Annotated in this window: 20 protein-coding genes; 12 read left to right on the forward strand and 8 right to left on the reverse strand. The window is 72.0% G+C overall.

What is annotated here, in order from left to right:
- Window positions 1–31 precede the first annotated feature (31 nt).
- From FXF52_RS29445 to FXF52_RS29455, 3 genes are read left to right on the forward strand one after another with little or no spacing between them, the layout of a single operon-like run.
- Window positions 32–1,522, forward strand: coding sequence for a GH1 family beta-glucosidase (locus FXF52_RS29445; RefSeq protein ID WP_148801596.1), 1,491 nt, complete (start codon window positions 32–34; stop codon window positions 1,520–1,522).
- 51 nt (window positions 1,523–1,573) lie between these two features.
- The gene (locus FXF52_RS29450) at window positions 1,574–2,374 is read left to right on the forward strand and encodes a helix-turn-helix domain-containing protein (protein ID WP_222870750.1); all 801 of its coding nucleotides are present in this window, start codon (window positions 1,574–1,576) and stop codon (window positions 2,372–2,374) included.
- A gap of 10 nt (window positions 2,375–2,384) precedes the next feature.
- Window positions 2,385–3,104: an SDR family oxidoreductase gene (locus FXF52_RS29455; protein ID WP_148801598.1), complete on the forward strand. Its 720-nt coding sequence runs from the start codon at window positions 2,385–2,387 to the stop codon at window positions 3,102–3,104.
- A 231-nt stretch (window positions 3,105–3,335) separates the two neighbouring features.
- On the opposite strand, the gene FXF52_RS29460 is transcribed toward FXF52_RS29455, so the two are convergent.
- Entirely contained in the window at window positions 3,336–8,888 is a 5,553-nt protein-coding gene (locus FXF52_RS29460) for a fibronectin type III domain-containing protein (protein ID WP_148801599.1), read from the reverse strand.
- A gap of 380 nt (window positions 8,889–9,268) precedes the next feature.
- Here FXF52_RS29460 and FXF52_RS29465 point away from each other — a divergent pair, with 380 nt between their 5' ends.
- Window positions 9,269–9,616 (forward strand): hypothetical protein, encoded by a 348-nt coding sequence (locus FXF52_RS29465; RefSeq protein WP_148801600.1) that lies wholly within the window; start codon window positions 9,269–9,271, stop codon window positions 9,614–9,616.
- A gap of 163 nt (window positions 9,617–9,779) precedes the next feature.
- On the opposite strand, the gene FXF52_RS29470 is transcribed toward FXF52_RS29465, so the two are convergent.
- Window positions 9,780–10,514 carry a VOC family protein gene (locus FXF52_RS29470; protein WP_148801601.1) on the reverse strand — a complete coding sequence of 245 codons (735 nt, stop codon included), beginning with the start codon at window positions 10,512–10,514 and terminating at the stop codon, window positions 9,780–9,782.
- Between the two features lie 291 nt (window positions 10,515–10,805).
- Between FXF52_RS29470 and FXF52_RS41940 the strand changes: the two genes are divergently transcribed.
- The 3 genes from FXF52_RS41940 to FXF52_RS29475 all read left to right on the forward strand — a co-directional run bounded on the left by FXF52_RS41940 (window position 10,806) and on the right by FXF52_RS29475 (window position 11,610).
- The gene (locus FXF52_RS41940; RefSeq protein WP_187413781.1) at window positions 10,806–10,958 is read left to right on the forward strand and encodes a hypothetical protein; all 153 of its coding nucleotides are present in this window, start codon (window positions 10,806–10,808) and stop codon (window positions 10,956–10,958) included.
- 104 nt (window positions 10,959–11,062) lie between these two features.
- The gene (locus FXF52_RS43375; protein ID WP_255472464.1) at window positions 11,063–11,212 is read left to right on the forward strand and encodes a GNAT family N-acetyltransferase; all 150 of its coding nucleotides are present in this window, start codon (window positions 11,063–11,065) and stop codon (window positions 11,210–11,212) included.
- Window positions 11,206–11,610 (forward strand): GNAT family N-acetyltransferase, encoded by a 405-nt coding sequence (locus tag FXF52_RS29475; protein WP_255472465.1) that lies wholly within the window; start codon window positions 11,206–11,208, stop codon window positions 11,608–11,610. The genes FXF52_RS43375 and FXF52_RS29475 overlap by 7 nt, the downstream gene beginning before the upstream one ends.
- A 259-nt stretch (window positions 11,611–11,869) precedes the next feature.
- Here the strand turns inward: FXF52_RS29475 and FXF52_RS29485 are convergent, their stop codons facing one another.
- From FXF52_RS29485 to FXF52_RS29505, 5 genes are all read right to left on the reverse strand, one after another.
- Window positions 11,870–12,451, reverse strand: coding sequence for a dihydrofolate reductase family protein (locus FXF52_RS29485; protein ID WP_148801602.1), 582 nt, complete (start codon window positions 12,449–12,451; stop codon window positions 11,870–11,872).
- A 67-nt stretch (window positions 12,452–12,518) separates the two neighbouring features.
- A complete protein-coding gene (locus FXF52_RS29490; protein ID WP_255472466.1) occupies window positions 12,519–13,358 on the reverse strand; it encodes a helix-turn-helix domain-containing protein in 840 nt (279 codons plus the stop codon).
- Window positions 13,359–13,556: 198 nt separating this feature from the next.
- A complete protein-coding gene (locus tag FXF52_RS29495) occupies window positions 13,557–13,970 on the reverse strand; it encodes a roadblock/LC7 domain-containing protein (protein WP_218012428.1) in 414 nt (137 codons plus the stop codon).
- A gap of 5 nt (window positions 13,971–13,975) precedes the next feature.
- Complete coding sequence (locus FXF52_RS29500; RefSeq protein ID WP_148801604.1) at window positions 13,976–16,618, reverse strand: nitrate- and nitrite sensing domain-containing protein; 2,643 nt, start codon at window positions 16,616–16,618, stop codon at window positions 13,976–13,978.
- A 106-nt stretch (window positions 16,619–16,724) separates the two neighbouring features.
- Window positions 16,725–18,128, reverse strand: coding sequence for an FGGY family carbohydrate kinase (locus FXF52_RS29505; protein WP_148801605.1), 1,404 nt, complete (start codon window positions 18,126–18,128; stop codon window positions 16,725–16,727).
- A gap of 258 nt (window positions 18,129–18,386) precedes the next feature.
- Here FXF52_RS29505 and FXF52_RS29510 point away from each other — a divergent pair, with 258 nt between their 5' ends.
- The 4 genes from FXF52_RS29510 (at window position 18,387) to FXF52_RS29525 (ending at window position 23,176) form a co-directional block, all read left to right on the forward strand.
- Complete coding sequence (locus FXF52_RS29510) at window positions 18,387–20,315, forward strand: chorismate-binding protein (protein ID WP_148801606.1); 1,929 nt, start codon at window positions 18,387–18,389, stop codon at window positions 20,313–20,315.
- A gap of 101 nt (window positions 20,316–20,416) precedes the next feature.
- On the forward strand, window positions 20,417–20,935 hold the full coding sequence (locus FXF52_RS29515; protein ID WP_148801607.1) for a GNAT family N-acetyltransferase: 519 nt from the start codon (window positions 20,417–20,419) through the stop codon (window positions 20,933–20,935).
- A gap of 324 nt (window positions 20,936–21,259) precedes the next feature.
- Complete coding sequence (locus tag FXF52_RS29520) at window positions 21,260–21,976, forward strand: PRC and DUF2382 domain-containing protein (RefSeq protein ID WP_187413782.1); 717 nt, start codon at window positions 21,260–21,262, stop codon at window positions 21,974–21,976.
- Between the two features lie 102 nt (window positions 21,977–22,078).
- Window positions 22,079–23,176, forward strand: coding sequence for a winged helix DNA-binding domain-containing protein (locus FXF52_RS29525; RefSeq protein ID WP_255472468.1), 1,098 nt, complete (start codon window positions 22,079–22,081; stop codon window positions 23,174–23,176).
- A gap of 34 nt (window positions 23,177–23,210) precedes the next feature.
- Here FXF52_RS29525 and FXF52_RS29530 read toward each other — a convergent pair whose 3' ends face one another.
- A complete protein-coding gene (locus tag FXF52_RS29530) occupies window positions 23,211–23,861 on the reverse strand; it encodes a TetR/AcrR family transcriptional regulator (RefSeq protein WP_255472469.1) in 651 nt (216 codons plus the stop codon).
- 239 nt (window positions 23,862–24,100) lie between these two features.
- Here FXF52_RS29530 and FXF52_RS29535 point away from each other — a divergent pair, with 239 nt between their 5' ends.
- Entirely contained in the window at window positions 24,101–25,465 is a 1,365-nt protein-coding gene (locus tag FXF52_RS29535) for a DHA2 family efflux MFS transporter permease subunit (protein ID WP_255472471.1), read from the forward strand.
- Window positions 25,466–25,478: the final 13 nt, after the last annotated feature.

Genomic DNA, 25,478 nt, shown 5'->3' on the forward strand with positions numbered 1-25,478 from the left:
GCAATGAGCAAGAAGTAGGAAGCAGAAACGCATGTCGCTACTCACCCGACGGCGCCTGCTCCGGCACGCCGCCCACTCCGCGACCGCCGCCGGCGCGGTCCGCACCGGGCTCGCCGGCACCACTGCGGCCGGGACCGCCGCGTCCGCCGCCGCCGGCTGCGACGACACGCCCGACACCACCCGGGAGGCGGACCCCACGCCCGGGTCGCTGCGCTTCCCGCCCGGCTTCGGCTGGGGCGCGGCCACCTCGGCCTACCAGATCGAGGGCGCCGCCAAGGAGGACGGCCGGGGCGAGTCGATCTGGGACACCTTCAGCCACACCCCGGGACGGATCCGCAACGGCGACACCGGCGACGTCGCCGCCGACCACTACCACCGCTACGCCCAGGACCTGGACCTCATGCGCGACCTCGGGCTGCGCAGCTACCGGTTCTCCATCTCCTGGTCACGCATCCAGGCCGACGGCTCCGGCCGACCCAACCAGCGCGGCCTCGACTTCTACCACCGCCTCGTGGACGGGCTGCACGAACGTGGCATCGCCCCGATGGCCACCCTGTTCCACTGGGACCTCCCGCAGGCCCTGCAGGACGCCGGCGGCTGGGAGAACCGCGACACCGCCGAACGCTTCGGCGCGTACGCGGACATCGTCTTCCGCGCCCTCGGCGACCGCGTGCCGGCCTGGCTGACCATCAACGAGCCGAAGACCGTCGTGCAGAACGGCTACCTGACGGGGCACCACGCCCCCGGCCGGCAGGACCCGGACGCCGCGTACCTAGTCGCCCACCACCTCCAGCTCGCCCACGGCCTCGCCGTACGCGCGCTGCGCGCCGCCGGCGTCGACGGGCGGATCGGCCCGGCGCTCAACCTGCACCCCTGCTACCCGGCCGACGACACCGCCGAGACGGCGGCCGCGACCCGGCTCTACGACGGCTACGAGAACCGGCTCTACCTGGACCCGGTGCTCAATGGCGCCTACCCGCAGGACGTGCTGGCCGACCTGGGCGCGGACAGCCGGATGGTACGGGGCATCCGCGACGGCGACCTCGCGGTGATCGCCAGCCCGGTGGACCTGCTCGCGGTGCAGTACTACACGCCCATCTACGTCACCGGCCAGGGCACGACGGTGCGGAGGTGGCCAACCTCCGAGGCGGAGTGGCAGCAGCTTTACCCGCAGGGGATGTACGACATCCTCACCCGGGTCACCCGCGACTACGGGCCGATCCCGCTCACCGTCACCGAGAACGGGCTGCCCTGCCCGGACACCCTCGCACCCGACGGCACGGTCGACGACGCCGCCCGGATCGACTTCCTCCGCGACCACCTCGCCGCCGCCCACCGGGCGATCCGCGACGGCGTGCCGCTGGAGAGCTACCACGTCTGGTCGCTGCTGGACAACTTCGAGTGGGCCGAGGGATACGACCAGCGCTGGGGACTGGTCTACGTGGACTACCCGACGCAGCGCCGGGTGCTCAAGCGCAGCGCCCACTGGTACCGCACGGTGATCCACGACAACGGCCTCTAGAAGCGAGCCGACACCTCGTATCAGCGCCGTGACGAGCGGATGATGGCTGCTGTGAGCCACGTGCACTCCGTACCGGTGCTGGTCGATCCCGAGCCGTGCGAAACATTCGTCAGCCTCCCGCATCCGCGACTGCGCCCGTATGTCGTGGGCTACGCGGGCTTCCGTTCCGGTTCGGGGGCAGCCGTCCGGCACCGCGTCCTGCCGATGAACCTGACCACGATGATCGTCGACTTCGCCGGGCCGAGCAGGGTGATCACCGGACCCCGCAGTGGCCCCGTCATCCACGAGCAGACCGCGTGGGGAGACGGCGTCTCCATCGGCTTGACGCCGGCCGGGACCACCGCCCTCCTCGGCATACCGATGCGGGAGTTAGCCGGCGGCACCTTCCAACTGGCGGATCTCCTCGGCCACCGGGAGGCGGAGTTGGCCGAGCGGCTGGGGGAGGCACCGGACCGGCCGACATGGTTCGCGGTGCTGGACGACTACTTGACCGCTCGGCTCGCCGCCGACCGGCAGCCGGACCGGCTGACGATGCACGCCTGGTGGCGACTCCAGCGATCCGCGAATCGGCTCCGGATCAGCACGTTGGCCGACGAGCTCGGCGTCAGCCGACGCAACCTTGAGCTCCGGTTCCAACGGCAGATCGGCCTGTCGCCCGGCACCGTCGCCAGGATCGCCCGCTTTCAGCGCGCCGTACACCTGCTCACCCAGTCCGCTGGCCTGCCGCGGACGGCGGTCGACTGCGGGTACGCCGACCAGCCGCACTTCAACCGGGAGATCCGCGCCATGTCCGGCCTGACGCCCACCGAGCTGTGCGCATTCTTTCAATACCGCGAGCGCGTCCCCGAATAGCGTCCCCGGCATGAGGCTCACCGGTAAGACAGCACTCGTGACCGGCGGTTCGCGGGGGATCGGCCGGGCGATCGTGCAGCGACTCGCCCGCGAAGGCGCAACGGTCGTGTTCACGTACAAGGAGAACAAGATGGCGGCCGATGACCTCGTCAGCCAACTCGCCGGCACGACCGCCGTCCGCGCCGACCAGGAAGAACTCACCAGCATCTCGGCGATGTTCCAACCGGTTCGCGACGGCCTGGACATCCTCGTCAACAACGCCGCCATCAACCCACGAATGTTGATCGCCGACCTGACCGAGGACGAGCTCGACCGGGTCTTGACGGTCAACACCAAATTCCCCGTGCTGGCCATGCGCGAGGCGGCGCCGCTGCTGCGCGACAACGGCCGCATCATCAACATCTCCACCCTCAACACGGTGGTGCCGGCGCCCGGCCACTCCCTCTACTGTGCCAGCAAGGCCGCGCTCGAACAGTTCACCGCGGTCGCCGCCCGAGAGTTCGGCGGCCGTGGCATCACGGTCAACACGATCTCGCCGGGCGCGACCGAGACCGACCTGCTGCGTGCCGCCAACCCCCCGGAGGCCCTGGCCCAAACCGTCGCCCTCACCGCGTTGCAACGGCTCGGCCAGCCCGACGACATCGCGGCCGTGGTCGCCTTCCTCGCCGGCCCCGACGCGCAGTGGATCACTGGTCAGAACATCCGCGCAACGGGCGGCCTGCTCCTGTGAGCCTGACGCCGACGCGAAGCCCTGCGCATCGGGGGCCAACGCCCCCGTCACGTACCGCGATGCCCGATCGGCGGCCCAGATCCGGACGTGCTTGTACCCGGCGATCCGGGCGGCCCGGCTCGCGCCGACGGAGGCGCTCGCCTCGCCCTGACCGGCGAAGGCTCTGCCCCGCGGCTGTGCCGCGGGGCAGGGCCGACCGGATCGGTCAACCGCCGTGCGCTCGGCGATCGGTCAGAAGCATGCGGTCTCGTTGATGAACGGGATGATTCCCCGGGCTGGGTACCGGGCGAACTTGCCGTAGATGCCGTTCATGTAGGTGAGATCGCCCTGGCCCCATACCTGGACCTTGTACATCCGCTGCGGGTTCATCCGGTACTGGAAGCTGATGCCGCCGCCGGTGGCCGGGCCGGTCTCATAGGCCAATGTGTCGTGCGCAACCACATAGCCCTCGGTGCAGTCGATGATGAGATACCAGAAGATGCCGGAGAGCAGCGTCTTGCCGTTGTTGGTGTGCCAGTCCCCGTTCAGCCGGAGGTAGTCGCCGTCCCGGGTGCCCCGCACCGAGGCGGTGACGTCGTAGCGCTGGATCGGGTCGAACCCCTGGTAGTCGTTGAAGATCCAGCTGCTGGTCACCGACGCCGAAGCGGCTGTTCCGTCCGCCCAGCGGGGCATGACGCTGATGATGTTCGACGGGCTGCTCTCGCCGGCCACGTTGATCGCTGTGATCTTGAAGTTGTACACGTGCCCGTTGGCCAGGTAACGGGCGGTGAGCGACGTCCCGCTGACCGGGTAGGGCAGCTTCTCCCACCAGCCGTTGAGGCTGGCGTCGCGCTGGTAGACGTTGTACAGCACGTTCGGGGTTGGGCTGGCCGACCAGGTCAGCTTGACCTGGCTGTCCCCGGCGGTTCCCCGCAGGTTCGTCGGCGGCTGCGGGAACGGTGGCATCGGCCGCGCGCTGTCGGTGTTCGAGGCGGCGCTGGTCCCGGCGAGGTTGGTGGCCCGCACTCGGAACTCGTAGGTGACGCCGTTGGTGAGGTACTTGACGGTGAACGAGCAGCAGGTGGTGACCGGGTATTCCAGCCGGATCCAGGAGCCGCCGGCCTTGCGGTACTCGATCCAGTAGTACACGTTCCGCGTCGGGCTCGCCGACCAGGTCAGCTTGACCTTTCCGTCGCCCGCCGCGGTCGCCGACAGGTTCGACGGCGGCTGCGGGAACGGCGGCATCGGCCGGGCGCTGTCGGTGTTCGAGGGGCTGCTGTCCCCGGCGACGTTGGTGGCGCGGGCCCGGAACTCGTACGTGGTGCCGTTGTTCAGGTAGCCAACGGTGAACGTGCAGCAGGTGCTGAGCGGGTATTTTAACCGGGTCCAGGAGCCGCCGGCCTTGCGGTACTCGATCCAGTAGTACACGTTCGGCGTGGGGCTCGCCGACCAGGCGAGTCTGACCTCGCCGTCACCGGCGGTGGCCCGCAGGTTCGTCGGCGGCTGCGGGAACGGAGGCATCGGCTTGGCGGTGGCCACGTTCGACGGTTTGCTCTCCCCGCCGGCGTTCGTCGCGGCCACCTTGAACTCGTAGGTGTCGCCGTTGGTCAGGTACTGGGCGGTGAAGGTGCAGCAGGAGCCGACGGGGTAGGGCAGTTTCTGCCAGGACTGCCCCTTCGTGGTGTCCCGCAGGTAGACGACGTAGTCGACCCCGGCGGTGGGGCTGGCGGTCCAGGTGAGCCGGACGGCGCCGTCGCCGGGGGTCGCGTTCAGGTTCGTCGGGGGCTGCGGCGCGATGCCGACCGCGGTGGCCCGAGCCGTCGCCGATGCCGGCCCCTCGCCTGCGACGTTGGTGGCGCTGACCTTGAATTCGTAGACGTGCTGGTTGGTCAGGTATTGCCAGGTCGCCTCGGTGCGGTCGGTGGGGTACTGCGACTTGCGGAAGGTGGTCTCGCCCGCCGTCACGTCGCGCCAGTACACCCAGTAGAGGACGTTCGGCCCGGGTGCGTCCCAGGACAGCGCGATCTCCAGGCTGCCGGCGGCGCTGGCCCGCAGGTTGGTGGGCGCCTTCGGCAGCGCGACCTGGCTCTTGGCCTGCGCCGGGTCGGACGCCGGGCCCTCGCCGGCCAGGTTCTCGCCGGTCACCTTGAACTCGTACACGTGCTGGTGGGTGAGGAAGCCCCAGGTCGCGGTCGTGGCGTCGGTCGGCACGTCGCTGCGCCGGAACGACGTTTCCCCGGCGGTCACGTCCCGCCAGTAGACCCGGTAGTAGAGGTCTGGTCCGGGAGCGTCCCAGGTCAGGGTGATCTCCCCGGTCGGCAGCGGTTGCAGGCGCAGGTTGGTGGGCTTGCCCGGCTTGGCGGGCATGGGCTTGACCCGGACGACGTTGCTCGCGACGCTCTCCGAACCCCGGGTCGCGGTCACCTTGAACTCGTAGTCGTGGCCGTTGGTCAGGAACTGCGCGGGCATCGTGCAGCAGTCGCTGATCGGCAGGGGGAGCTGCTGCCACTCCTCGTTCTCGGTGGCGTCTCGCTGGTAGACCCAGTACCAGACGTCGGGGGTGGGCGACGGGTCCCAGGTCAGAGTGGCCCGCCCGTCGCCCGGCGCGGCTCGCAGGTTGGTCGGCGGTGCCGGCGCGTCGAAGAACACGGTCGCGCTCGCCGGCGCCGACGCCGGGCCCTCCCCGCCCCGGTTGGTGGCGCTGACCTTGAACTCGTACGTGTGGCCGTGGACGAGGAAGCCTGCCTCCATCTGGCAGCACTCGGTGATCGGCAGCGGCAGCTTGGTGAACTCCTGCTCGTCGGCGGTGACGTCGCGCTGGTAGACCCAGTACCAGACGTCCGGCTGCGGCTCCGTCCAGGTCAGCTTGATCGTGCCGTTGCCCTGGGCGGTCGCGGTCAGCCCGCCCGGGGCGGGCGGCGGGGCGATGGTCGACTTCGCGGTGGCGACGTTCGACGGCGGGCTGACCGCCATGGTGTTCACGGCGGCCACGGTGAACTCGTAGGTGTGCCCGGGCACGAGGTTCTTCGCGACCGCGGTGGTGCCGCTGTACACGTCGGTGTCCCACGGGGTGAGGTCCGGCTGCCCGGCGGTCACGTCCCGCTGCGAGACCCGGTAGCTGACCCCGTCGGCGTCGACCGGCTGCCAGGCCAGGTTGATGGTGCCGTCGTCGGCCGGGCTGGCGGTCAGGCCGGTGGGCGCCTCGGCCAGCGGCGGCGCCACCCGCAGCAGCCGGTTGGGCGTACCCACACCGGGATCCGTGACCACGCCCTGCTCGGCCTGGCCGATGAGCGCGTCGGCCACCTGCTTGGGCTGGTAGGTCCGGTGCGCCTGCAGCACCAGCGCGGCAGCGCCGGCCACGTGCGGCGCGGCCGCCGACGTACCGCTGCCCGTGCTCGGGCCGTCGTCCTGCGTGTGCCCGGCGGACGTGATGTTCGCGCCGGGGGCGAAGAGGTCGACGCAGGATCCGAAGTTGCTGTCCGGCCACCGCCGGTCCCCCTGCTGGGTGGCTGCGACGGTGATTACCTCGGGGATGCTCGCGGGTATCCTGTCGCAGCTGTCCTCGCCCTGGTTGCCGGCGGCGGCGACCACCGTGACGTTCTTCTGCACCGCCTCCCGCACGGCCTTGGCAAGGCTGTCCCGGTCGCGGGAGGGCCGCCGCACGGACAGGCTCATGTTCATCACGGCGGGTTGGGACGCGTTCTCGACGACCCAGTTCACGCCGGCGGTGATCCGGGCCACGCTGTACTCGGGAAGCTCCCTGCAACCGACCTGTACGTCCACCACCTCGGACTGCTTGGCCACCCCGTAGGAGGATCCGCCGGCGATGCCGGCGGCGTGGGTGCCGTGCGCGGCGCACAGGTCGGGATCGGGCCGAGGCAGGACGCTGAAGCCGTGCTCGGCCCGGCCGCCGAAGTCCTCGTGGGTGATGCGGACACCGGTGTCCACGACGTAGACGTTCACCCCGGCGCCGGTCGACGGATAGACGTACCTGCCGTCGGGCGTGCCGTCGATCCGGTCCAGGCCCCAGGACGGTGGGGACTGCTGGACCCCGCCGGTGGTGGCCCCGTCGAGCTCGGCCTGCTGGTCCTCCTCGACCGCCTCGACCGCCGGGTCGGTGGCGAGCTGGCGGGCCTGGGCGTCGGTCAGGCCGGTCATCGAGAACCCGCCGAGGACGGCCGAGTAGACCGACTCCAGCGTGCCGCCGTAGCGGGCGACCAGGCGGCCGGCGATCTCCCGGATGCCGTACTCACCGGCTGCGGCGTTGTCGCGCAGGTCCACCAGGTACGACCCGGCGATGGCGGTGCCCTCCGGCGCGGTCTGGAAGGTGCCCTCCTGGGTCGGGCCGCCCCGGGCGGTGACCGCCACCGGAGCCGACCGGGCGCTCTCCCCGTTGGCGTTCACCGCGGCGATGGAGAACTCGTAGAGGTGGCCGTCGACCAGACCCGCGTCGGTGAAGGATGGTGCCGGCAGGTCGTTCGGCAGCCGCACGGGGTGGCTCTGGCCGTACGAGACGTCGCGCCGGTAGACCCGGTAGGCGGTGGCGCCGGCCGAGGCGGTCCAGGTGAGCTGGGCGTTGCGCTGCTCGTCGGCGGTGACGGCCAGCCCGGCCGGGACCGGCGGCAGGGTCGCCGGGTCGGGTGCCGGGCGCGGCCAGTCCACCTCCACGAACCGGGGCCGGTAGAGGCCGGCGTCGGTCTGGTTGTCGCCGGCGGCGAGGCTGTTGAGGTTGTACGAGACGAGCAGCTTCCCGGACCGGGCCAGCTCCGGGTGGAAGCGGGCGTCGTAAACGATGATCTCCCGGCCCGGCTGCGGCTCGGGCGCCCGGAACAGGTGGACCGGGCCGGTGAACGGGCCGGTGGGCGAGGGGGCCGTGTAGGCCACCACCTCAGAGTTGAACACCAGGTTGCCGTCCACGGTGATCAGGACGTACTCGCCGCCGACCTTCTGCACGCCGAACGCGGTGGTCACTCCCCCCATCAGCCGCCCGGCGTCGGACTCGCGGTCCGACCAGCCGGTGCCCGTCCAGAACTGCCAGGCGCCGGCGAGCTGCCCGGCCGCGACCTTGGCCAGGTAGACGGACTTCACCGGACCGGCGTCGTTGCGCAGGCTGGTGCCGTAGACGTACGTGGTATCGCCGTCCTCGAGGATCGCCGAGCCCCAGGCGATCCGGCTGCCCAGCGGCAGCGGCGTCAGCGAGCGCAGGGCCAGGCCCGGCAGGTCGAAGGAGGCGAGGGAGGTGCCGTCCAGCGCCACGTCGAGCGGGTGCGTCCCAGTGCGCCGGTAGTGGTTGTAGAGCACCTGCAGCGTCGTGCCCTCCACCGTGCCGTCGGCCACCCAATACCCGGCGTTGGCCGGGTCGCCGTCGCGCTCCCCGCCGACCAGCGACGCCGGCCCCTCCGCCGTACCGCCGGTGAGCGTCTCGGTGAGCGCGGCGCCGTCCTGCACCACGATCGAGTTGTGGATCATCGGTTGGAAGGCCGGCCGGGAGCCGTCGGCGTTCACCGGCCCGACGAAGGTGTCCGAGAAAAGCCACACCACCCGGCCGTCGGGGAGCTGCACCGAGGCGGTGCTGTCACCGCCGTTCCACCGGCCACTGCTGTCGCCGTACGCGGCGAAGGCCGCGTTGAGTGCGGCCGCGGACATGCCGCCGGCGGGCGGTTCGGCGGCGCGGGCGGTGGCCGCCGGGGAGAGGAGCAGGACCAGCGCCAGCGATACGGCCAGCGCGAGGCGGCCGGTCTTACGGCGCCACCGTACGTGGTCGTGAGGGTGAATGGCTTCGGTGTGTCCCCCGGTGGTGAGCATGCGGTCATGCTCACCAGCCCGTCCTGCGATGTAAATAAGGTTATCGATACGGAGACAGTGGAAAATCTCACTGTGCACTGTGGGGGCAGCGGTCAGCGTGGGCGGCCCAGGCCGGCGTCGCGGGCGCGGACGATGGCCTGGCTGCAGGTGCCCGTTGCTGTGCCGCACCGTGTTGGTGATCGCCTCGACGGCAGTGCGGTAGGCGGCGACCTCGATCGCAGCGGGCAGCTCCGGTAGGCCGTCGCTGTCGATGGTGACCTGCAGTGCGCATCCTGCGGTCAGCCGGTCCGCCTGGGAACGCAGGGCTCCGGCGGGCCCGAGGTCGTCGAGGGTGGGCAGGCGTAGTCCGTGGACGATCTTGCGCGCTTGTGGTCGGTACCGTGGTCAGTCTCGCGGCGCACGTCGCCGTTGGCGGCCCCGATCCCATCGGCAGGCGCTGGCCGGGTGGCCAGCGCCTGTCCATGCTCGTCTCGGTCAAGTTGCTGTTCGGCATGATCGACCACGGCAGAGACGATCAGCGGACGGTCCAACAGGCCGACCCGTCTCTGTCTCGAGACGCCTTGGCCGATGGGATGCGCGATGACGGGCACGGAGTGTGTAATGCCCGGGCTTCACCCCTGCTCAAGATCCTCAGAGTAGAGCGGGATGCCGGTCGTTTCGTGCTCGCCGGTAACCACACGGCCGATGCGAGGACGAACGCGGCTAACCCGCCCTGGCGGCGGGCCTGATCGCGGTCTTCTCATCCGCGCCGATCGAAATCTGCCACCGCCGATCAGGCCGCCGCCTGGACGTGGAGGTACAGATCCAGCGAGTTACTCGTAAGCAATGCCGGCTAGGCGCATCGCAAAAGTCCGGGCTGGTGCCGTAGTGGGCGGATGAAGTGGGTTTGGGTCAGGCTGGGGCGAGGAGGCAGAACTCGTTGCCTTCCGGGTCGGCGAGGACGGTCCACGGGACATCGGGGTCCAGGTCGATGGCGGTGGCACCGAGCGTCCGCAGTCTGGCCGCCTCGGCCTCCGGGTCGTCGCCTGGGTATGGGCGGATGTCGAGATGGACGCGGTTCCACCCGGTCTTCACGTCGGGTGTGCGAATGAACTGCAGATACGGGCCGACGCCCTTGGCGGAGCGCATTACCGCCTTGTGGTCGGTCACCTCGTGCACGGTCCAGTCCATGGCCTCGCCCCAGAAGCGGGCCATGGCTCGCGGATCCGCGCAGTCGACCACTACCGCGGCGATCGGTCCAGTGTCCCGGTAGAGCGGTCGGGGATCCAGCACACAGAACTCGTTGCCCTCTGGGTCGGCCATGACCGTCCACGGCACGTCACCCTGACCCACGTCGGCGGGTGTCGCGCCGAGATCCTTCAGGCGCGTGACCACCTCCGCCTGATGGGCCGCCGAGGTGGTGGCGAGGTCGACGTGCACCCGGTTCTTCACCGTCTTGGGTTCCGGCGAGACGACGAGGTCGATGCAGACAGCGACGGGGTCGGGGTAGACGAAGTCCTCGGGTTCGAGGTTGGTCACGCCGGGCCCCTCGCTGGAGACTCCCCAGCCGAGCACCTCCGCCCAGAAACCGCCCAGCGCGGAGTCGTCCCGAGCCTTCATGTTGATTTGAACAAGCCGCGTTGCCATCCCGACGATGCTAATGCGGTGTCCACCAACGTTCGTCGGGTGGGCCGCTGCCGGAAATTGTCGTACCGGTGGTGTTGGGTGTGGTCGTGCCTCGCCGTCGGGATCCGGCCGCGCCCATGGTGGTGTATCGCACGGCTCGTGTTGCGGTGCGGGTGACGGTTGGGCAGCGGCGGCGGTGTTTCGGGTTGCTGCGTTCGGCTGGTGACGTGTGGGCCTGTCCTGGAGATCAACGGGTGACGACGCCGCCGCCAGGACGCGCCGCTGGTCGGTTATCAGGCGTTGTGTCGGGAGTTGGCCGACTCGGGGCCGGGCACCTTCGGTGAGCTGGATTCGGTGGGCGCCCGGTCGGTGTTGCGCCGGTTTTCCGATGCCTGGTTCGCCGCGGCGAAAGCCCGCAAGGACGGTGACTCGTCGGCGCGGTTTCCCGACGGCTACCGTGCGTGACGCTCGGCCAGCGGCCAGATGCGGACGTTGGATCTCCACAGACTGTCGGAGGCTGTGGGTATGTTTCCCCACTGATGGATGCTGGATCAAGTTTGGGGGCGTTTGTGGCTGAGGCTGAGGTGGCGCTGCGACCGGTCGACGACTCCGACCTCGACGCGCTCTTCGAACAGATGCGGGATCCCGAGTCGGTCCGGATGGCGGCCTTTACCGCCAAGGACCCCGATGATCGCACCGCTTCGATGCCCACATGGTGAAGATCAGGACATCACCCGACGTCACAAACCGCGTGATCACGCTCGATGGACAGCTCGTCGGCAGTATCGCCAGCTTCGTCATCGACGGCGACACCGAAGTTACCTACTGGATCGACAGATCGTTCTGGGGACAGCGCATCGCTTCCCGAGCGCTGGCCCTCCTTCTGGAAACGGTCCACGTCCGGCCCTTGTTCGCCCGCGCCGCGAGTGACAACGTGGGATCGCTGAAGGTGCTGCAGAGAGCAGGATTCGCGATCACAGGCACGGAGACGTCCTTCGCCAACGGGCGAAACACTGAAATCGAGGAAACGATCCTCGCCTCGATGAGCCCGCAACCGCGCCATTCGATGTGCCGAGCGGGAAGAAGCAGACGTACTGATCTCGGCATGTCCGGATGACCGCCTGCAGACGTTCATGTCATCGCCGTGCCCACCGCCGGACGGGCATCTGATTGTCGAGGCACCTGCTCGCAGCGACGACGCGCGAGATGGACGGTGATGTGATCAGCCAGCTGGAGTGGTCCACCGAATGAGGCGAACACGCCACCCGGCTTCAGGAGCGCGGCCATGCGCGACCACCGACCCTCCGCAGACGCAGCCGGAGGCCCGATCTTGTGTCACCGTTCAGTGGACTTCTTCGCGTACCCGCTCAGATCGGTCAGCGGCGCACCCGATAGCGCAGGTGAAGCACCCGGTTGCCCTGAATCACTACGTCAGGGTCCTCCAACAGGTGCTGCGCGTGGACCGACCCGAAGTAGCGCTTGCCGGACCCGAACACGACGGGTACGACGTCCATGCGCACCTCGTCGACCAGGCCCGCGGCAAGCACCTGGCCACCGACGTCGCCAGCGGCGACCTCGACCATGCGGTCACCCGCAAGCTCCTGCGCCTTGGCCACGGCTGCCTCGACGCCGTCGACGAAGTGAAACGGCGCCTCGGGGTCCCAGCCCTCGGGCTCCGGCCGGTGCGTCACGACGACCACGTGGTCGATCCCGCCCGGAGGCTTCCCGTCCCAGCCGTCCGTCATGTCGAAGACGTGGCGGCCGACGATTGTCGCCCCGATCTGGTCCCAGTACGGCCGGGTGTAGTCGTAGGACGTCTGCGACACCTTCAACTCGCCGCTCTCGTCCAACGGGACGTCACCGCTGGACAACCAGTCGAACAGCGGTCCGGGCTGGTCATTCTCGTCCGCGACGAAGCCGTCCACCGACACCGAGCTGTACATGACCACCTTGCCCACGGGGCGCTCCTCTGCTTTGGGATGCCCCCAAAATTAGCGTGTCGTGCGCTGTCGCTCTTGTAAGAAATCAATCGGCCGGCAGCGGCCAGCTGTCCAGCACGTGGCCGGGATGCTCGCGCAGGAACTGCCGCCGGACTTCGACGTACCGGGTCGGCGTGAGCCCGGTGAACGCCCGGAACTCGTGGCCGAAGTGGGCCTGGTCGAAGTAGCCCGCGCGACCGGCGAGGTCGCCCCAGTCGATCGGTCCGGCGGGGTCGATCGCGAACACGGTGGCGGCGAAGCGGTAGGTGCGGGCCAGCCGCTTCGGCGTGACGCCGATGAGCTCCTTGAACCGCTGTGCCAGATGAGTGCTGCTGACACCGGCTGCCACCCTCAGGTCGCCGATCGCCACCGCCCCGCTGGTCGCCGCGATGACGCTGCTCGTATGGCGGACCAGTCCCAGGCCGGCGGTCTCGCACAGCCGTCGTGTTAGCTCTTCCTCGAGCAGCGTCAGCATCTCGTGCGGTCCGTCCGCCGTGGCCAGCCGGTCTCGCAGCTCAGCAATGGCGGGCCGGCCCCAAACCTGCTCTACCGTCACCGGCCGGTCACACAGCTCGGCTGCGGGCATCGGCAGGAACGGCGCCAGCCCCCACGGCTTGAAGTGCACGCCGACGGACCGGGTGCGGAGTGGGTAGCCGAACTCCAACGCGCGGGTGGGCATGGTGACCACGCAGCCGTCGGCGTACTCGGCCGGCTCGATGTCGGTGCCGGCGCGGATGCGGAACGGCGCCCCGAGGTTGACGATGAGCAACGCCGCCGGCATCGGCGGCAGCGTCAGCCGGGCGTACGGCGACGCACCCTCCAGGTAGTAAAGGTCGTCGATCAGCCCGTCCAGCGGCGGTCGCGGCACTCTGGACACGTACTCCACGCCCACAGTATCGCCGGCGGCCCGGCGGCATCGCCCTCGGCTTCCGCAACCTCACCCACTACATCGCCAGGGCACTCCTCGAAACCGGCGGATTCAGACCCCTCACGGCACGACCGGACGTACCGCATCCACCGCAGCCAGGCGTGGGACGCTCGCCGGCCCGGCCGGGACGCGCCGCCGCCGGCCGGGCCGGTCCGCTCAGCGAGGCAGCGCCTGCTGCAGCTCCGCCCGCAGCGCGGGGGTAAGCATCTCACCGGCCTGTTTGGCCAGCCGCGCCATCTCGTAGCCGACCACGCCGATGTCGGCGTCGGCGCCGGCCAGGGTGGCCAGGATGGAGCCGTCCCGGATCTGCATGACCAGGAAGTAGCCCCGTCCCATCTCGACCACGGTCTGCTTGACGATGTCCCCGTCGAACATCTGGGCGGCGCCGGCGGTGATGCTCATCAGCCCCGAGGTCACCGCGGCGAGCTTGTCCGCGTGGTCGCGGGGCAGGTGGGCGGAGATCGCCACCAGCAGCCCGTCGGAGGAGACCACCACGGCGTGCGCCACTCCCGGGACCCGCTCGGCGAACGCGTTCACCAACCAGCTCAGGTCGCGTGCCTCCTGGCTCAACGTCGTCACGGTCGTTGTCCCCCTTCGCTGCGTAGGCCGGCGGGCGGCAGGAAAAATTCGGTGGTCTCCTCGGCCTCGGCCCGCCGCACCCCGCTGTAGAAGCGGGACAGCATGCCGCCGACCGCGTCCGGGTCCGGGTCGTGGCGGGGCGCCGGCTCGGCCGGGCGGGCGGGCTGGGCGTTGAGCTGGGCCATCGGCACGCGTACCGGCAGGCCCCGCGCGTTGATCCCGGCGGTGACCGGGGTCGCGGCCGGCGGCGGGGTCACGCCGAGCATCGCGGACGACGGACCCTGGCGGGTGAACCATCCGCCGCCCGCGGGCGCGCCGGCCGCCGGGGTCAGCACGTCCTCGGCCCGCACCGGCACCGGGCGGGCCTGCCGCGGCACCGGCGGCGCGGCCGGGGCCGGCGGCTCGGGGTGGATCCCCGCGGACGGCATCGCCGGACGGCGGCCGGCCACCGGCAGGTCGGGCGGGAAACCGGGGAACCGGCCCGCCACCGGCAGCTCGGGCGCGGGCATCTCCGGCCGGCGTCCCGCCGCTGGCAGGTCCGCCGGCGGGGCGGTGAGCGGGACGGCGGCGTAGGGCCGGGATCGGGCGGCGAGCTGGTGGGTGAGCATCCGCGGCGAGGCGGGCTGATCCAGCTCGGGTTCGGGTGCCGGGGCCAGCAGGTCGGCGGGGATGCGCACCCGGGCCACCAGGCCCTCGTGGTCGCTGCGCAACTTCACCTCGACCCCGTGCCGGGCGCCTAGGTGGCTGACCACGAACAGGCCCATCCGCTCGGAGGCCGCCACGTCCGCGGCCGGCGGTTCGGCCAGCACCGCGTTCGCCTCGGCCAACGCGGTCGGGCTCATCCCGAGCCCCTCGTCGATGATCTGCACTACTGCGCCGGTCCCGTCGCTCCAGGCGACGACGTGCACGACGGTGTCCGGCCGGGAGAAGGCGGTGGCGTTCTCCAGCAGTTCGGCGAACAGGTGCACCAGGTCACCGACCGCGTGGCCGACGACGTGCAGCGCGGCGCTGGACCGGTGGCGGATCCGCTGGTATTGCTCGATTTCGGCGCTCGCCGCGAGCAGCACCGCGCCCAGCCCGACCGGCCGGTTCCACCGCCGGCTGGACTCCGTGCCGGCGAGCACCAGCAGGCTCTCGTCGTTGCGCCGCATGCGGGCCGCGAGATGGTCGAGCTTGAACAGGTTCTCCAGCTGCTCCGGGTCGTTCTCCTCGCGTTCCAGCTGGTCGAGGAGTTCCAGCTGCCGCTCGACCAGCACCTGGCTGCGCCGGGCCAGGTTGACGAACATGGCGTTGACGTTGCGCCGCATCATCGCCTGCTCGACCGCGACGTCGACGGCGCTGCGGTGCACGGCCACGAACGCCTCCGCCAGCTCGCCGATCTCGTCGCGGGAGCGGACCACCGCGGGCGGCACCTCGATCGCCGCGACCTGGCGGTCCACGGCGCGCAGCCGGTCCAGGGTGTGCGGCAGCTCGACCTGCGCGATCCGCAGTGCCGCGCCGCGCAGCAGCCGCAGGGACCGGGCGATGGACCGGCCGATCAGCAGCGAGATCAGCACCGCGACCAGCAGCACCGCGACGATGCCGCCCACCACCAGCAGGGTGTCCCGCAGCTGCTGTGCGCGGGCGTCGTCGGCGCGGCGTACGGCGTCGTCGAGGACCTCCTGTTCGAGGTTGCCGAGCAGCTCCTGGCGCCGCTCGCTGGCCGCCCACCATTCGGGCGCGGAGAGCACCGCCGGCTCGGCGGCGCCGGTGGGCAGCGTCTGCTCCTCGAGCCGGGCGGCCGCCACGAACGCCGGGTTCAGCGACACCAGGTCGTAGCGGCGGACCTGCTCGGTGGTCGCCGCCACCCGGAACGCGCCCAGCGCGGTGAGCTGCTGGGCCCGCAGGTCGGTCAGGGTGACCTGGTCGTCGAGTTCGTACCGGCCGGCCCGGGCGGCGGCGTAGAGCTCGGCGCGGATCCGGGAGGTGAACTCCTTGACCCGGGACAGCTGCACGTACCGCAGCACCGCGTCGGTGAGCGCCCGCTTGCCCTGCCCGGGCGACGGCTCGGCCAGCAGGTTGAGCAGGGCCGCGATGGCCCGGTGATAGTTGCTCAGGATGGTGTCGCTGCTGAGCACCGCCGGCGGGATCGCGGCTCGGATGTAGACCACCTGGTCGTACGCCTCCAGGACCTCCGAGTACGCGACCCGCCAGGCGGCGTCGGCGTCGGCGAGCGGCTCGGCCGCCCGGCGCAGCTCGGACAACGCCTGGTTGGCGGCGTCCTGCAACGGTTTCAGCGCGGCGATGGCGGCGTCTCGGTCGGCGCCGGCGCCCGACCGTCGCAGCGCGGCCAGTTCTCCGGCCGCGCGGTCCCGCTCCTGCTGGAGCCGGTCCACCACGGCGGTGATCTGCCGGCCGATGCCGACCTGCTCGGCGAAGGCGCTCAGCGTGCTGGTCTGACCCACCAGCCCCCGGGTCTGCACCCCGGCCAGCACCAGGAACGCCAGCGACGGGATGACCAGCACCGCCGCGAGCTTGGTGCCCATCCGCCAGTCCCGCAACCGGAAGGCCGAGTGCCGCCGGTGCGGCACCACCAGGTCGGCCCGGCTCCGGCCCCGGCGGGCGGCCCTTGCGCGAGCCGGGTCGGGACCTGCGCCCACACATGCCTCCTCGGTCCCGTCGACTCCCGCCGCACAGGGAGCGGAGTCCATCCAACCAGGCCGGCCGGCCCTGTCAACGGGATGACCGGTCGCGCGATCAGGATGGTCAGTGCGGCCGGGCACCGCCTACGGTGTTCGTCGGGGCCGCCTCGTCCGTCCGGCCGATACCGCCGACGTGTGCCGCCGCCGCAACCCGGCCGAGCGCCACCAACGCGGCCCCGGTCGCCCCGATCTCCGGATTGCGTTGCAAACGCACCGGACGCGGGGCCAGCGCGTCGGCGAACGCGCCCCGCCACCAGGCGGACGCGGCCATCGCACCGCCGCCCAGCACCACCTCGAACGGATGGTCCACGTCGGACTCCAGCACGGCGAGGTCGTCGGCGACCAGCCGACACAGGCCGGTCATCAGCCCGGCGAGGACGTCGACGGCCGTGCTGCCGAAGCTGAGCCCGTGCAGCTCACCAGAGCCGGCGGGGGCGACTCCCGGCGGGCGGTCCCCACCGAACCGGGGATCGGCGCGCACCCGCAGGTCCCGGGTGGACCGGGCCAGCGCCGCCTCCAACTCGGCGCCGGCGGGCAGCCGCAGCTCGCGGTTGGCCCAGGCGAACAGGTTCCCGCCGCTGGAGTAGGCGGCTCCGGTGACCACGTGCTCGTCGTCCACCCGGTAGCGCCAGAGCTGGTCGGGCAGCGGCGGCAGCGCCGCGCCGGCGGGCACGGCCCGCACGACGCGTACCGCGGCGGAGGTGCCCACGGTCACCGCCGCGCGGGACGGGTCGACGCAGCCGGAGCCGACGTTGGACGCCGCGCCGTCGCCGACCGGGGCGGCCCACCGGGCGTCGGCCAGGTCCGGCCAGCGCCGGGCGTGCTCGGGGCGGAGCCGGCCGCGCCAGTGTTGCGGGGCCAGCTCCAACAGCTCCTCGGGGCGTACGCCGGCCAGCGCGCACGCCTCGGCGTCCCACGCCATCCGGCGCAGGTCGAGCAGTCCGGTGCCGGAGGCCATCGACACGGACATCGGCGCCTCGGCCAGCAGGGCGTCGAGGACGTAGTCGACCAGCCCGACGAACCGGACCACGCGGCTGCCGGCCCGCTCGCGCAGCCACGGCAGCCGCATCGTCCAGTAGCACCGGTGCCACCACGCGCCGGTGCGCTGGTGGAACGCCGCGGGGTCGGCCGGGCCGGCGCTGCCCGGGGCCGGTTCCGGCCGGGTGTCCAGCCAGGTCAGCACCGGGCCGAGCGGCTCGCCGCCGCGGCCCAGCGGCAGCACCGAGTGCCACTGCGCCGAGGCGGTCACCAGGTCGACGTCGCGCAGGTGGCCGCCGTCGGCCAGCTCGTCCAGGCACTCGACCAGGCAGGCGAGGTAGCCGGCGGCGTCCAGCGTGCCGGTGCCGTCCTCGCCGGTGGTCAGCCGCACCCGCCGGCGGGCCAGCACGCCGGGGCGCGGGGTGGCGTCCGCCTCCAGCACCAGTCCGCGTACGGAGGAGGTGCCCAGGTCCAGAGCGAGAATGGCCATCGCCGGACAACCTACCCGCCGGGGACGGCCGCCAAGCCAAGATCCGCACGCCGGCCCCGTGATCGCCTTCCCGGCGGCGGCGCGGTCGCGTAGAGTGATCGCCATGCCCGCGCTTTTGTCCTGCTGGTGGCCCGCCGACCCGGCGGCCCACCCCCGCGCGTAGCTTCCCCACGCGGCCGCCCGACGAGGCGGCCGCCGGTCTCTCCCCGGCACCCCGGGTCGCCCCGCCGGCGGCCACCGGCCCAGCGAGGAGACCCGATGACCCGCCCGCACGACCCGCTCGCCGCCGTCGCCGCCGGCGTCGACCCCGGCCCGTTCGCGCTCGTCCGCCGCGCCGGCGCCGAGCATCTCGACCTGTTCACCGGCACGGTACGCACGGCCGACCGGCTCGCCGACATCCCACTGCCCGAGGGCGGCCCCGGGCCGCGCACGCTGGCCCTGGTCCCGTACCGGCAGATCACCGAGCGGGGGTTCGCCTGCGCCGACGACGCGATGCCGCTGGAGTGCCTGGTGATCGGGGAGCACCGCCAGATCCCGCTGGCCGACGCGCTGGCCGCGCTGCCGGACGCCCCGGTGGTCACCACCGGCGCCGGCTTCGACATCTCCGACGCCGAGTACGCCGCCACCGTCGGCCGGGTGCTCGCCGAGGAGATCGGCCGGGGCGAGGGCGCGAACTTCGTCATCCACCGCACCCTGCGGGCCACCGTGCAGGGCGACCCCCTGGCGGCGGCCCTGGCCGCGCTGCGCCGGCTGCTGCTGCGCGAACGCGGCGCCTACTGGACCTTCGTCGTGCACACCGGCACCCGGATCCTGGTCGGCGCCAGCCCGGAACGGCACGTCAGCGTGGACGACGGCCTGGTCATGATGAACCCGATCAGCGGCACGTTCCGGCACACCGGCGCGGCCGCGGACCGGGACGCGCTGCTGCGGTTCCTCTACGACCCGAAGGAGGTCGAGGAGCTGTACATGGTGCTCGACGAGGAGCTGAAGATGATGGCCACCGTCGCCGAGCACGGCGGGCAGGTGGTCGGGCCGTACCTGAAGGAGATGGCGCACCTGGCCCACACCGAGTACCTGCTAGCCGGGCGGGGTTCCCGCGACGTCCGGGAGGTGCTGCGGGAGACCATGTTCGCGCCCACGGTCACCGGCAGCCCGATGGAGAACGCGTGCCGGGTGATCGCCCGGCACGAGCGGACCGGCCGCCGCTACTACGCCGGGGTGCTCGCCCTGCTCGGCCGGGACGCCGCGGGCCGGCAGACCCTCGACGCGCCCATCCTGATCCGCACCGCGGAGCTCTCCCCCACCGGCGAGCTGCGGGTGCCGGTCGGGGCGACGCTGGTCCGGCACTCCACCGCCGAAGGTGAGGTGGCGGAGACGCACGCCAAGGCGGCGGGGGTGCTCGCCGCGCTTGGCCTCGGCCCGGACGCGCCGGCTCGCCCCGGCCCGGCGGGCCCGGACACGCCGTCGCTCGCCGAAGACCCGGAGGTACGCGCCGCGCTCGCCGCCCGCAACGCGCCGCTGGCCCGGTTCTGGCTGGACCAGCGGCTCCCCGGGGCAACGGCCCTGCCCGGGCTGGCCGGCCGGCGAGCGCTGATCGTGGACGGCGAGGACACCTTCACCGGGATGCTCGCCCACCAGCTCGGCGCCCTCGGCCTGACCGTGGCGCGCCGGCCCTGGCAGCAACCCGGCCCGGTCGAGGAGTACGACCTGGTGGTGATGGGTCCCGGTCCGGGCGACCCTAACGACCTGGCCGAGCCGAAGATGGCGACGATGCGGGCGCTGCTGGCGGATCTGCTGGCGGCCGGCCGGCCGATCCTCGCCGTCTGCCTCGGGCACCAGTTGCTCGCCGGGCTGCTCGGGCTGCCGCTGCACCGGCGGGACGCGCCGTACCAGGGGCTGCCGCGGGACGTGTCGCTGTTCGGCGCCACCCGCCGGGTCGGCTTCTACTCCAGCTTCACCGCCCGGGCCGGCGCGGACCGGGTCGCCACCGCGTACGGTCCGGTGGAGCTGTCCCGCGACCCGGCGGACGGGGCGGTGCACGCGCTGCGCGGACCCGGCTTCGCCGGCGTGCAGTTCCACCCCGAGTCGGTGCTCAGCCGGGACGGCCTGGTCATCCTCGCCGAACTGCTCGCGCACCTGCTCGATCATCCCGCGTTGGCCGGGCACGCTCCGGCCGAGCAGGGATAGGGCTGGGGGCGGCCGGTGGCGGCCCGTCCGACCACCGGTCGCATGCTCAGCCGGCCAGTCATCGGCTCGTCCAGCGGTCCGGCTTCGCATACCGTGGCCGCATGCCGGAGCTGATTCTGCCGACCACGCGCCTGCACGCCGCCTTCCTGGAGTGCCGCGACGACTGGGGCCCCGGCCTCCACGAGGACGGCTTCGGCCTGGGAGCCGACGACGACGTGGACTCGCCCGACGGCTTCGCCGCCTGGGTGCACGAGCGGGTCCGGCTGACCCACCGGGCCGGTGACCCCTGCCCAGACGAGAGGCACGGCTCACCGCGGTGGATCGTCGAGGACGGCCGGGTACTCGGGGGAATCGCCCTGCGGCACAAATTCGACGACGATATCGGCCACATCGGCTACGGCGTACGCCCGTCCGCGCGCCGCCGTGGCCTGGCGAGCTGGGCGCTGGGTGAGATGCTCGGGGAGGCCCGCGCTGTCCTGGGCCTGGACCGTGTCCTCAGCCCCTGCCTCGCGGACAACGTCGCCTCGGCCCGCACGATCGAACGCAACGGCGGTGTCCTCGAAGGCATCCGCGACACCGAGCACGGCCCGGTGCGGCGCTACTGGATCGCCTTGCGGTGACCTTTCCGCTCGCGTTCGGTCAGCCGTCAAAGGGGTGGTTTTGCGGCTCAGCTCGGTCGATCGGTTGTGGCTGCTCAAGATTTGCGCAAGTTCCGCGCGGAACCGCGCCCGTAATACCGGACACCGGGGATCCTGTTCGCATCGGTGCCGGGCCGCGTCCCACCGCCCAAAGGGCACCTGAACGGGGGATCGCGCTCCGCCGGCGGTCCGGCGCAGCGCGATCAGGTGTTCTTCTGCTGCTCCTCCTATTCGTCCCGATTCCCGGGCATGCCGTCCGCGCGGGCGGGGATCCTCTCGGTTGACCCACGAGAGGGAGGACGAACCATGCGGCTCAGCGAACCGCAGATCCGCTCGCTGTACGGGCAGGACGTCCAGGACCGCTCGGGCGCGACGATCGGCACCGTGAGCCAGGTCTGGGAGGACGCCAGCGGCCGGCCGACCTGGATCAGCGTGCGGACCGGCGTCACGGGTCAGCGCGAGTCGATGGCTCCGCTGCACGCGGCCCGGTTGCAGGCGGAGCGGCTGCAGGTCCCGTACGACGGGGCGACCGTCCGCGGCGCCCCCGCCGTGGAGCCCGGCACCGACCAGCCGCTCGGCGTGGACCAGCTCACCCTGCTCCGCCGGCACTACCAGTTGCCGCCCGAGGGCACGGCCGGACGGCCCGGGCCACCGGAGCTGACCCGTTTCGAGGAACAACCCCGATTCGGCACCGAAACCGTGCCGGCCGGCACCGCCCGGCTCCGCAAGCGCGTGGTGACCGAGAACGTGCAGACCACCGTGCCGGTCGCCCACGAGGAGGCGACCCTCGTCCGGGAACCGATCGCGGAGGCCGACCGGGGTACCGTTCCGGCGGGCAGCGATGTGGAACAGCGCGAACTGGTGCTGCACGCCGAACGCCCGGTGGTGGTCAAGGAACGGGTCCCGGTCGAACGGGTCCGGCTGGCCACGCACCAGGTGGTCGAGCAGCAGCCGGCCCACGCGCAGGTCCGCCGGGAAGTGGTCGAGGCGGACGTGCCCGACGAGGCCCGGCCGGAGGAGTGAGCCGACGGTATCCCGGGCGGGTGGGCGACCACCCGCCCGGTCGCGGGTGAATGTCGGCCGGGCCCCCTATGCTGACCGTCCACCACTGACGGGAGGCCTCACGTGCCGGTACGGCTCAGCGGCGCCGAGGCGCTGGCGCTGCGGATGACCAGCCTGCTACTGCGCCCGCACCCGGTCGCGCGCCCCGACGGGGTCGCCGGGGTGGTCGAGTGGTTCGGCGCGATGCAGGCCCAGGACAACGCCAGCGGCCTGTGGTCGCTCGGCGTACGCCTGCCGGGGCGCACCCTGGCCGACGTGCGGGCGGCGCTGGAGCGGCGGGAGGCGCTGCGGACCTGGCCGATGCGGGGCACGGTCCACCTGGTGCCGTCCCGCGACGCCCACTGGATGCTCGCGGTGACCGGCGTCCGCACGCTCGCCGGCGCCGCCACCCGCCGAGCGCAGCTCGGCCTCACCGAGGCCGAGGCGGACCGGGCCGCGGACGTGCTCGGCGCGGCGCTGGCCGGCGGCGGCCGCCTCACCCGTGCCCAGTGCCTGGCCACTCTCGCCGACGCCGGCATCGACACCACCGGCCAACGGGGCTACCACCTGCTCTGGTACGCCGCCCAGCGCGGCGTCACGTGCATCGCCCCGCACGTCGGCACCGAGCAGACGTTCGCGCTGCTGGACGAGTGGGTGCCCGACCCGCACCGGCCGGAACGCGACGAGGCGCTGGGCATCCTCGCCCTGCGCTACGTGCGCAGCCACGGGCCGGTCACCCGGCAGGAGCTGGCCCGGTGGACCGGCCTGACGGTCACCGACGCGCGGCGGGGCCTCGCGGTGGCCGGCGACGCCTTGGCGTCGGTGGAGGTGGACGGCGTCGAGGCGATGGTCGACGCCGCGCTGCTCGACGCGCCCCGCGAGCCGGTCGACGACGTGCACACGCTGCTCGGGTTCGACGAATACCTGCTCGGCTTCAAGGACCGCACGCTGATGCTCGACCCGGCGCACGCCGCCGCCGTGGTCCCGGGCAACAACGGGATGTTCCTGCCGACCGTGGTCCACGCCGGCCGGGTGGTGGGCACCTGGAAGCGGACCATCGGCAAGACCTCCGTCGCGGTGACCGTGCAGCCGCTGGCGCCGTTCGACGCCGCGCTGCGCTCCCGCGTCGAGTCCGCCCTGGCCGACTACGCCCGCTACCTCGGACTGTCCCTGCGTACCTGAGGCGGACGCGCTGGACGGAGGCTAGTTTGACGGGTCAGTCGCGATCGGGACGGTAGGCGCGCAGGAAGACCCGTACGCCGCTCGTGACGATCTGATCGAGCTCGGCCTCGTCGACTAGGTCGGCACCGATCAGCGATCGGAGACTGACGGCGTTGGTGACCAGGGCCCCGAGGTGGCCGGCCGCCTCCAGCGGATCGGGCAGGTCCAGCAGCCCGCGGTCGGCGAAGGTGGCGAGCCGTGTGGCCAGCATCCGTTGGGTCGCGCCCGCCCCCTGCAACTGCCGTAGCAGGGCAGGGAAGTGGTGGGCCTCGGCGATCATCAGCCGCATCACGGCGGCCCGCTCCGGCGACCGGGCGACAGCGGTGGCGAATTCACGACCGAACGCGAGCAGGCCGCTGGGCAGGTCGCCGTCCGCCGGCAGGGTCCGGTCCAGCAGCGCGCTGAAGACGGCGTCGCTGGCCTCGATGGTGTCCGTCAGCACGCCTACGAACAGCCGCTCTTTGTCGCCGTAGTAGTCGTAGATGGTCCGCTTGGACACTCCGGCCTCGGCGGCGATCGCGTCAACGCTGGCCCGCGCATAGCCCTCCCGGACGAACACCGCCAAGGCGGCCCGCTCGATGGCGGCCCGCTTGTCTGCGGAGCCCTGACGCAGCGGTCGGTCGGTGTTGGCCGGCGGAAGGGGCACAGGCGCGCTCCTCATCGGGAGTGGATGGTTTCTACACCGTGCAGCGTACGCGCCTACACTGCACGGTGTAGTGTTGGGCCATGACCTCTTCCGCCACGAATCCCGCGCAACCTGCAGGCAGGCCGGCCGGGCCCGATTCCGGTCCGACGCCCAGACCTGATCGCCCGGCCGGGCCCGGCCCCGCGACGGAACCTGGTTCCGATCGCAGCGCCACCCAGATCGATTCCGCCCTGGTCAGGTTGGCCGCCATCGTGGTGCTGGGGGCGCTGACCGCCATGCTCGACATGACGATGGTCAGCGTGGCGCTGGCCCGGCTGACCGACGACCTGAGCACCTCGGTCGCGACGGTGCAGTGGGTCAGCACCGGTTACCTGCTCGCCATCGCCATGGTCATCCCGCTGACCGCCTGGGCGGTCGAACGCTTCGGCACCAGGCGGATGTGGCTGACGGCCCTCACCGTCTTCCTGGCCGGCTCGGCATTGTGCGGCACCGCCTGGTCGGTGGGCAGCCTGATCGCGTTCCGGCTGGTGCAGGGCATCGGCGGCGGCATGATCGTGCCGCTGGCGATGATGATCCTGGCCCAAGCGGCCGGTCCGGCGCGCCGAGGTCGAGTGATGAGCATGGTCGCCGTTCCCGGACAACTCGCGCCGATCGCCGGTCCGTTGCTCGGCGGCCTGATTGTGGACGCCGCGAGCTGGCGGTGGATCTTCTTTGTCAACCTGCCGATCGGGCTCGTTGCACTGCTCCTGGCCTGGCGCGGGATACCGCGCGCCGCACAGGCACCATCCGCCGGATCGCTCGACGTACTCGGGCTGGCGCTGCTGTCGCCGGGCCTCGCCGTCACGATCTACGGCCTGTACCGGGCCGGTGTGCAACGCTCGGTCGCCGCTCCGCCGGTCCTGGTCGCGCTCGCAATCGGGCTGGCGCTGCTTGGCGCCTTCGTGGTGCACGCGCTGCGGGCCAGGGCCACGCCGGTCCTCGACCTGCGTCTGTTCACCAGCCGGGCGTTCGCCGCGGCGTCGGCGCTGAACTTCCTGTCCCGGATGTCGATCTTCGGGGCGATGATCCTGCTGCCGCTCTACTACCAGCAGGTGCGGGGCGAGAGTGCGCTGTCGGCCGGCCTGCTGCTGGCGCCGCAGAGCGTGGGCACCATGCTCGGTCTACTGTTCGTCGGAAAGCTCACCGACCGGATCGGTGCCCGTCCGGTCGTGCTGGTCGGCCTGACGGTCGCCGTCGGCGGCACGGTGGCGTACACCCAGGTGCGGCCGGACTCCGACCCGGTGCTGCTCGCGGTCGCCCTGTTGGTCTGGGGGATCGGCATCGCCGCCGCGACCGTGCCGGTGATGGCCGCCGCGTACCAGGGCCTCGCGCCCAGCCTGATCCCGCGGGCGACCAGCGCCATCACCACCATCCAGACGGTCGGCGCGTCGTTCGGGGCCGCCGTCCTGGTGGTGATCCTGCAACGCCGGCTCACCGGGGCCGCCGACGGTGGCGCGGCCGCCCGGGCCGCCGCATACGGGCACACCTTCTGGTGGGCACTGGCCTTCACCGCACTCGCGTTCGTCCCGGCCTTGCTGCTGCCCGCCGCCCCGCGCCGTAGGTGAGAAAGCACCGTCC

This window comes from Micromonospora sp. MP36, from assembly GCF_008119785.1.
Taxonomy (GTDB): domain Bacteria; phylum Actinomycetota; class Actinomycetes; order Mycobacteriales; family Micromonosporaceae; genus Micromonospora.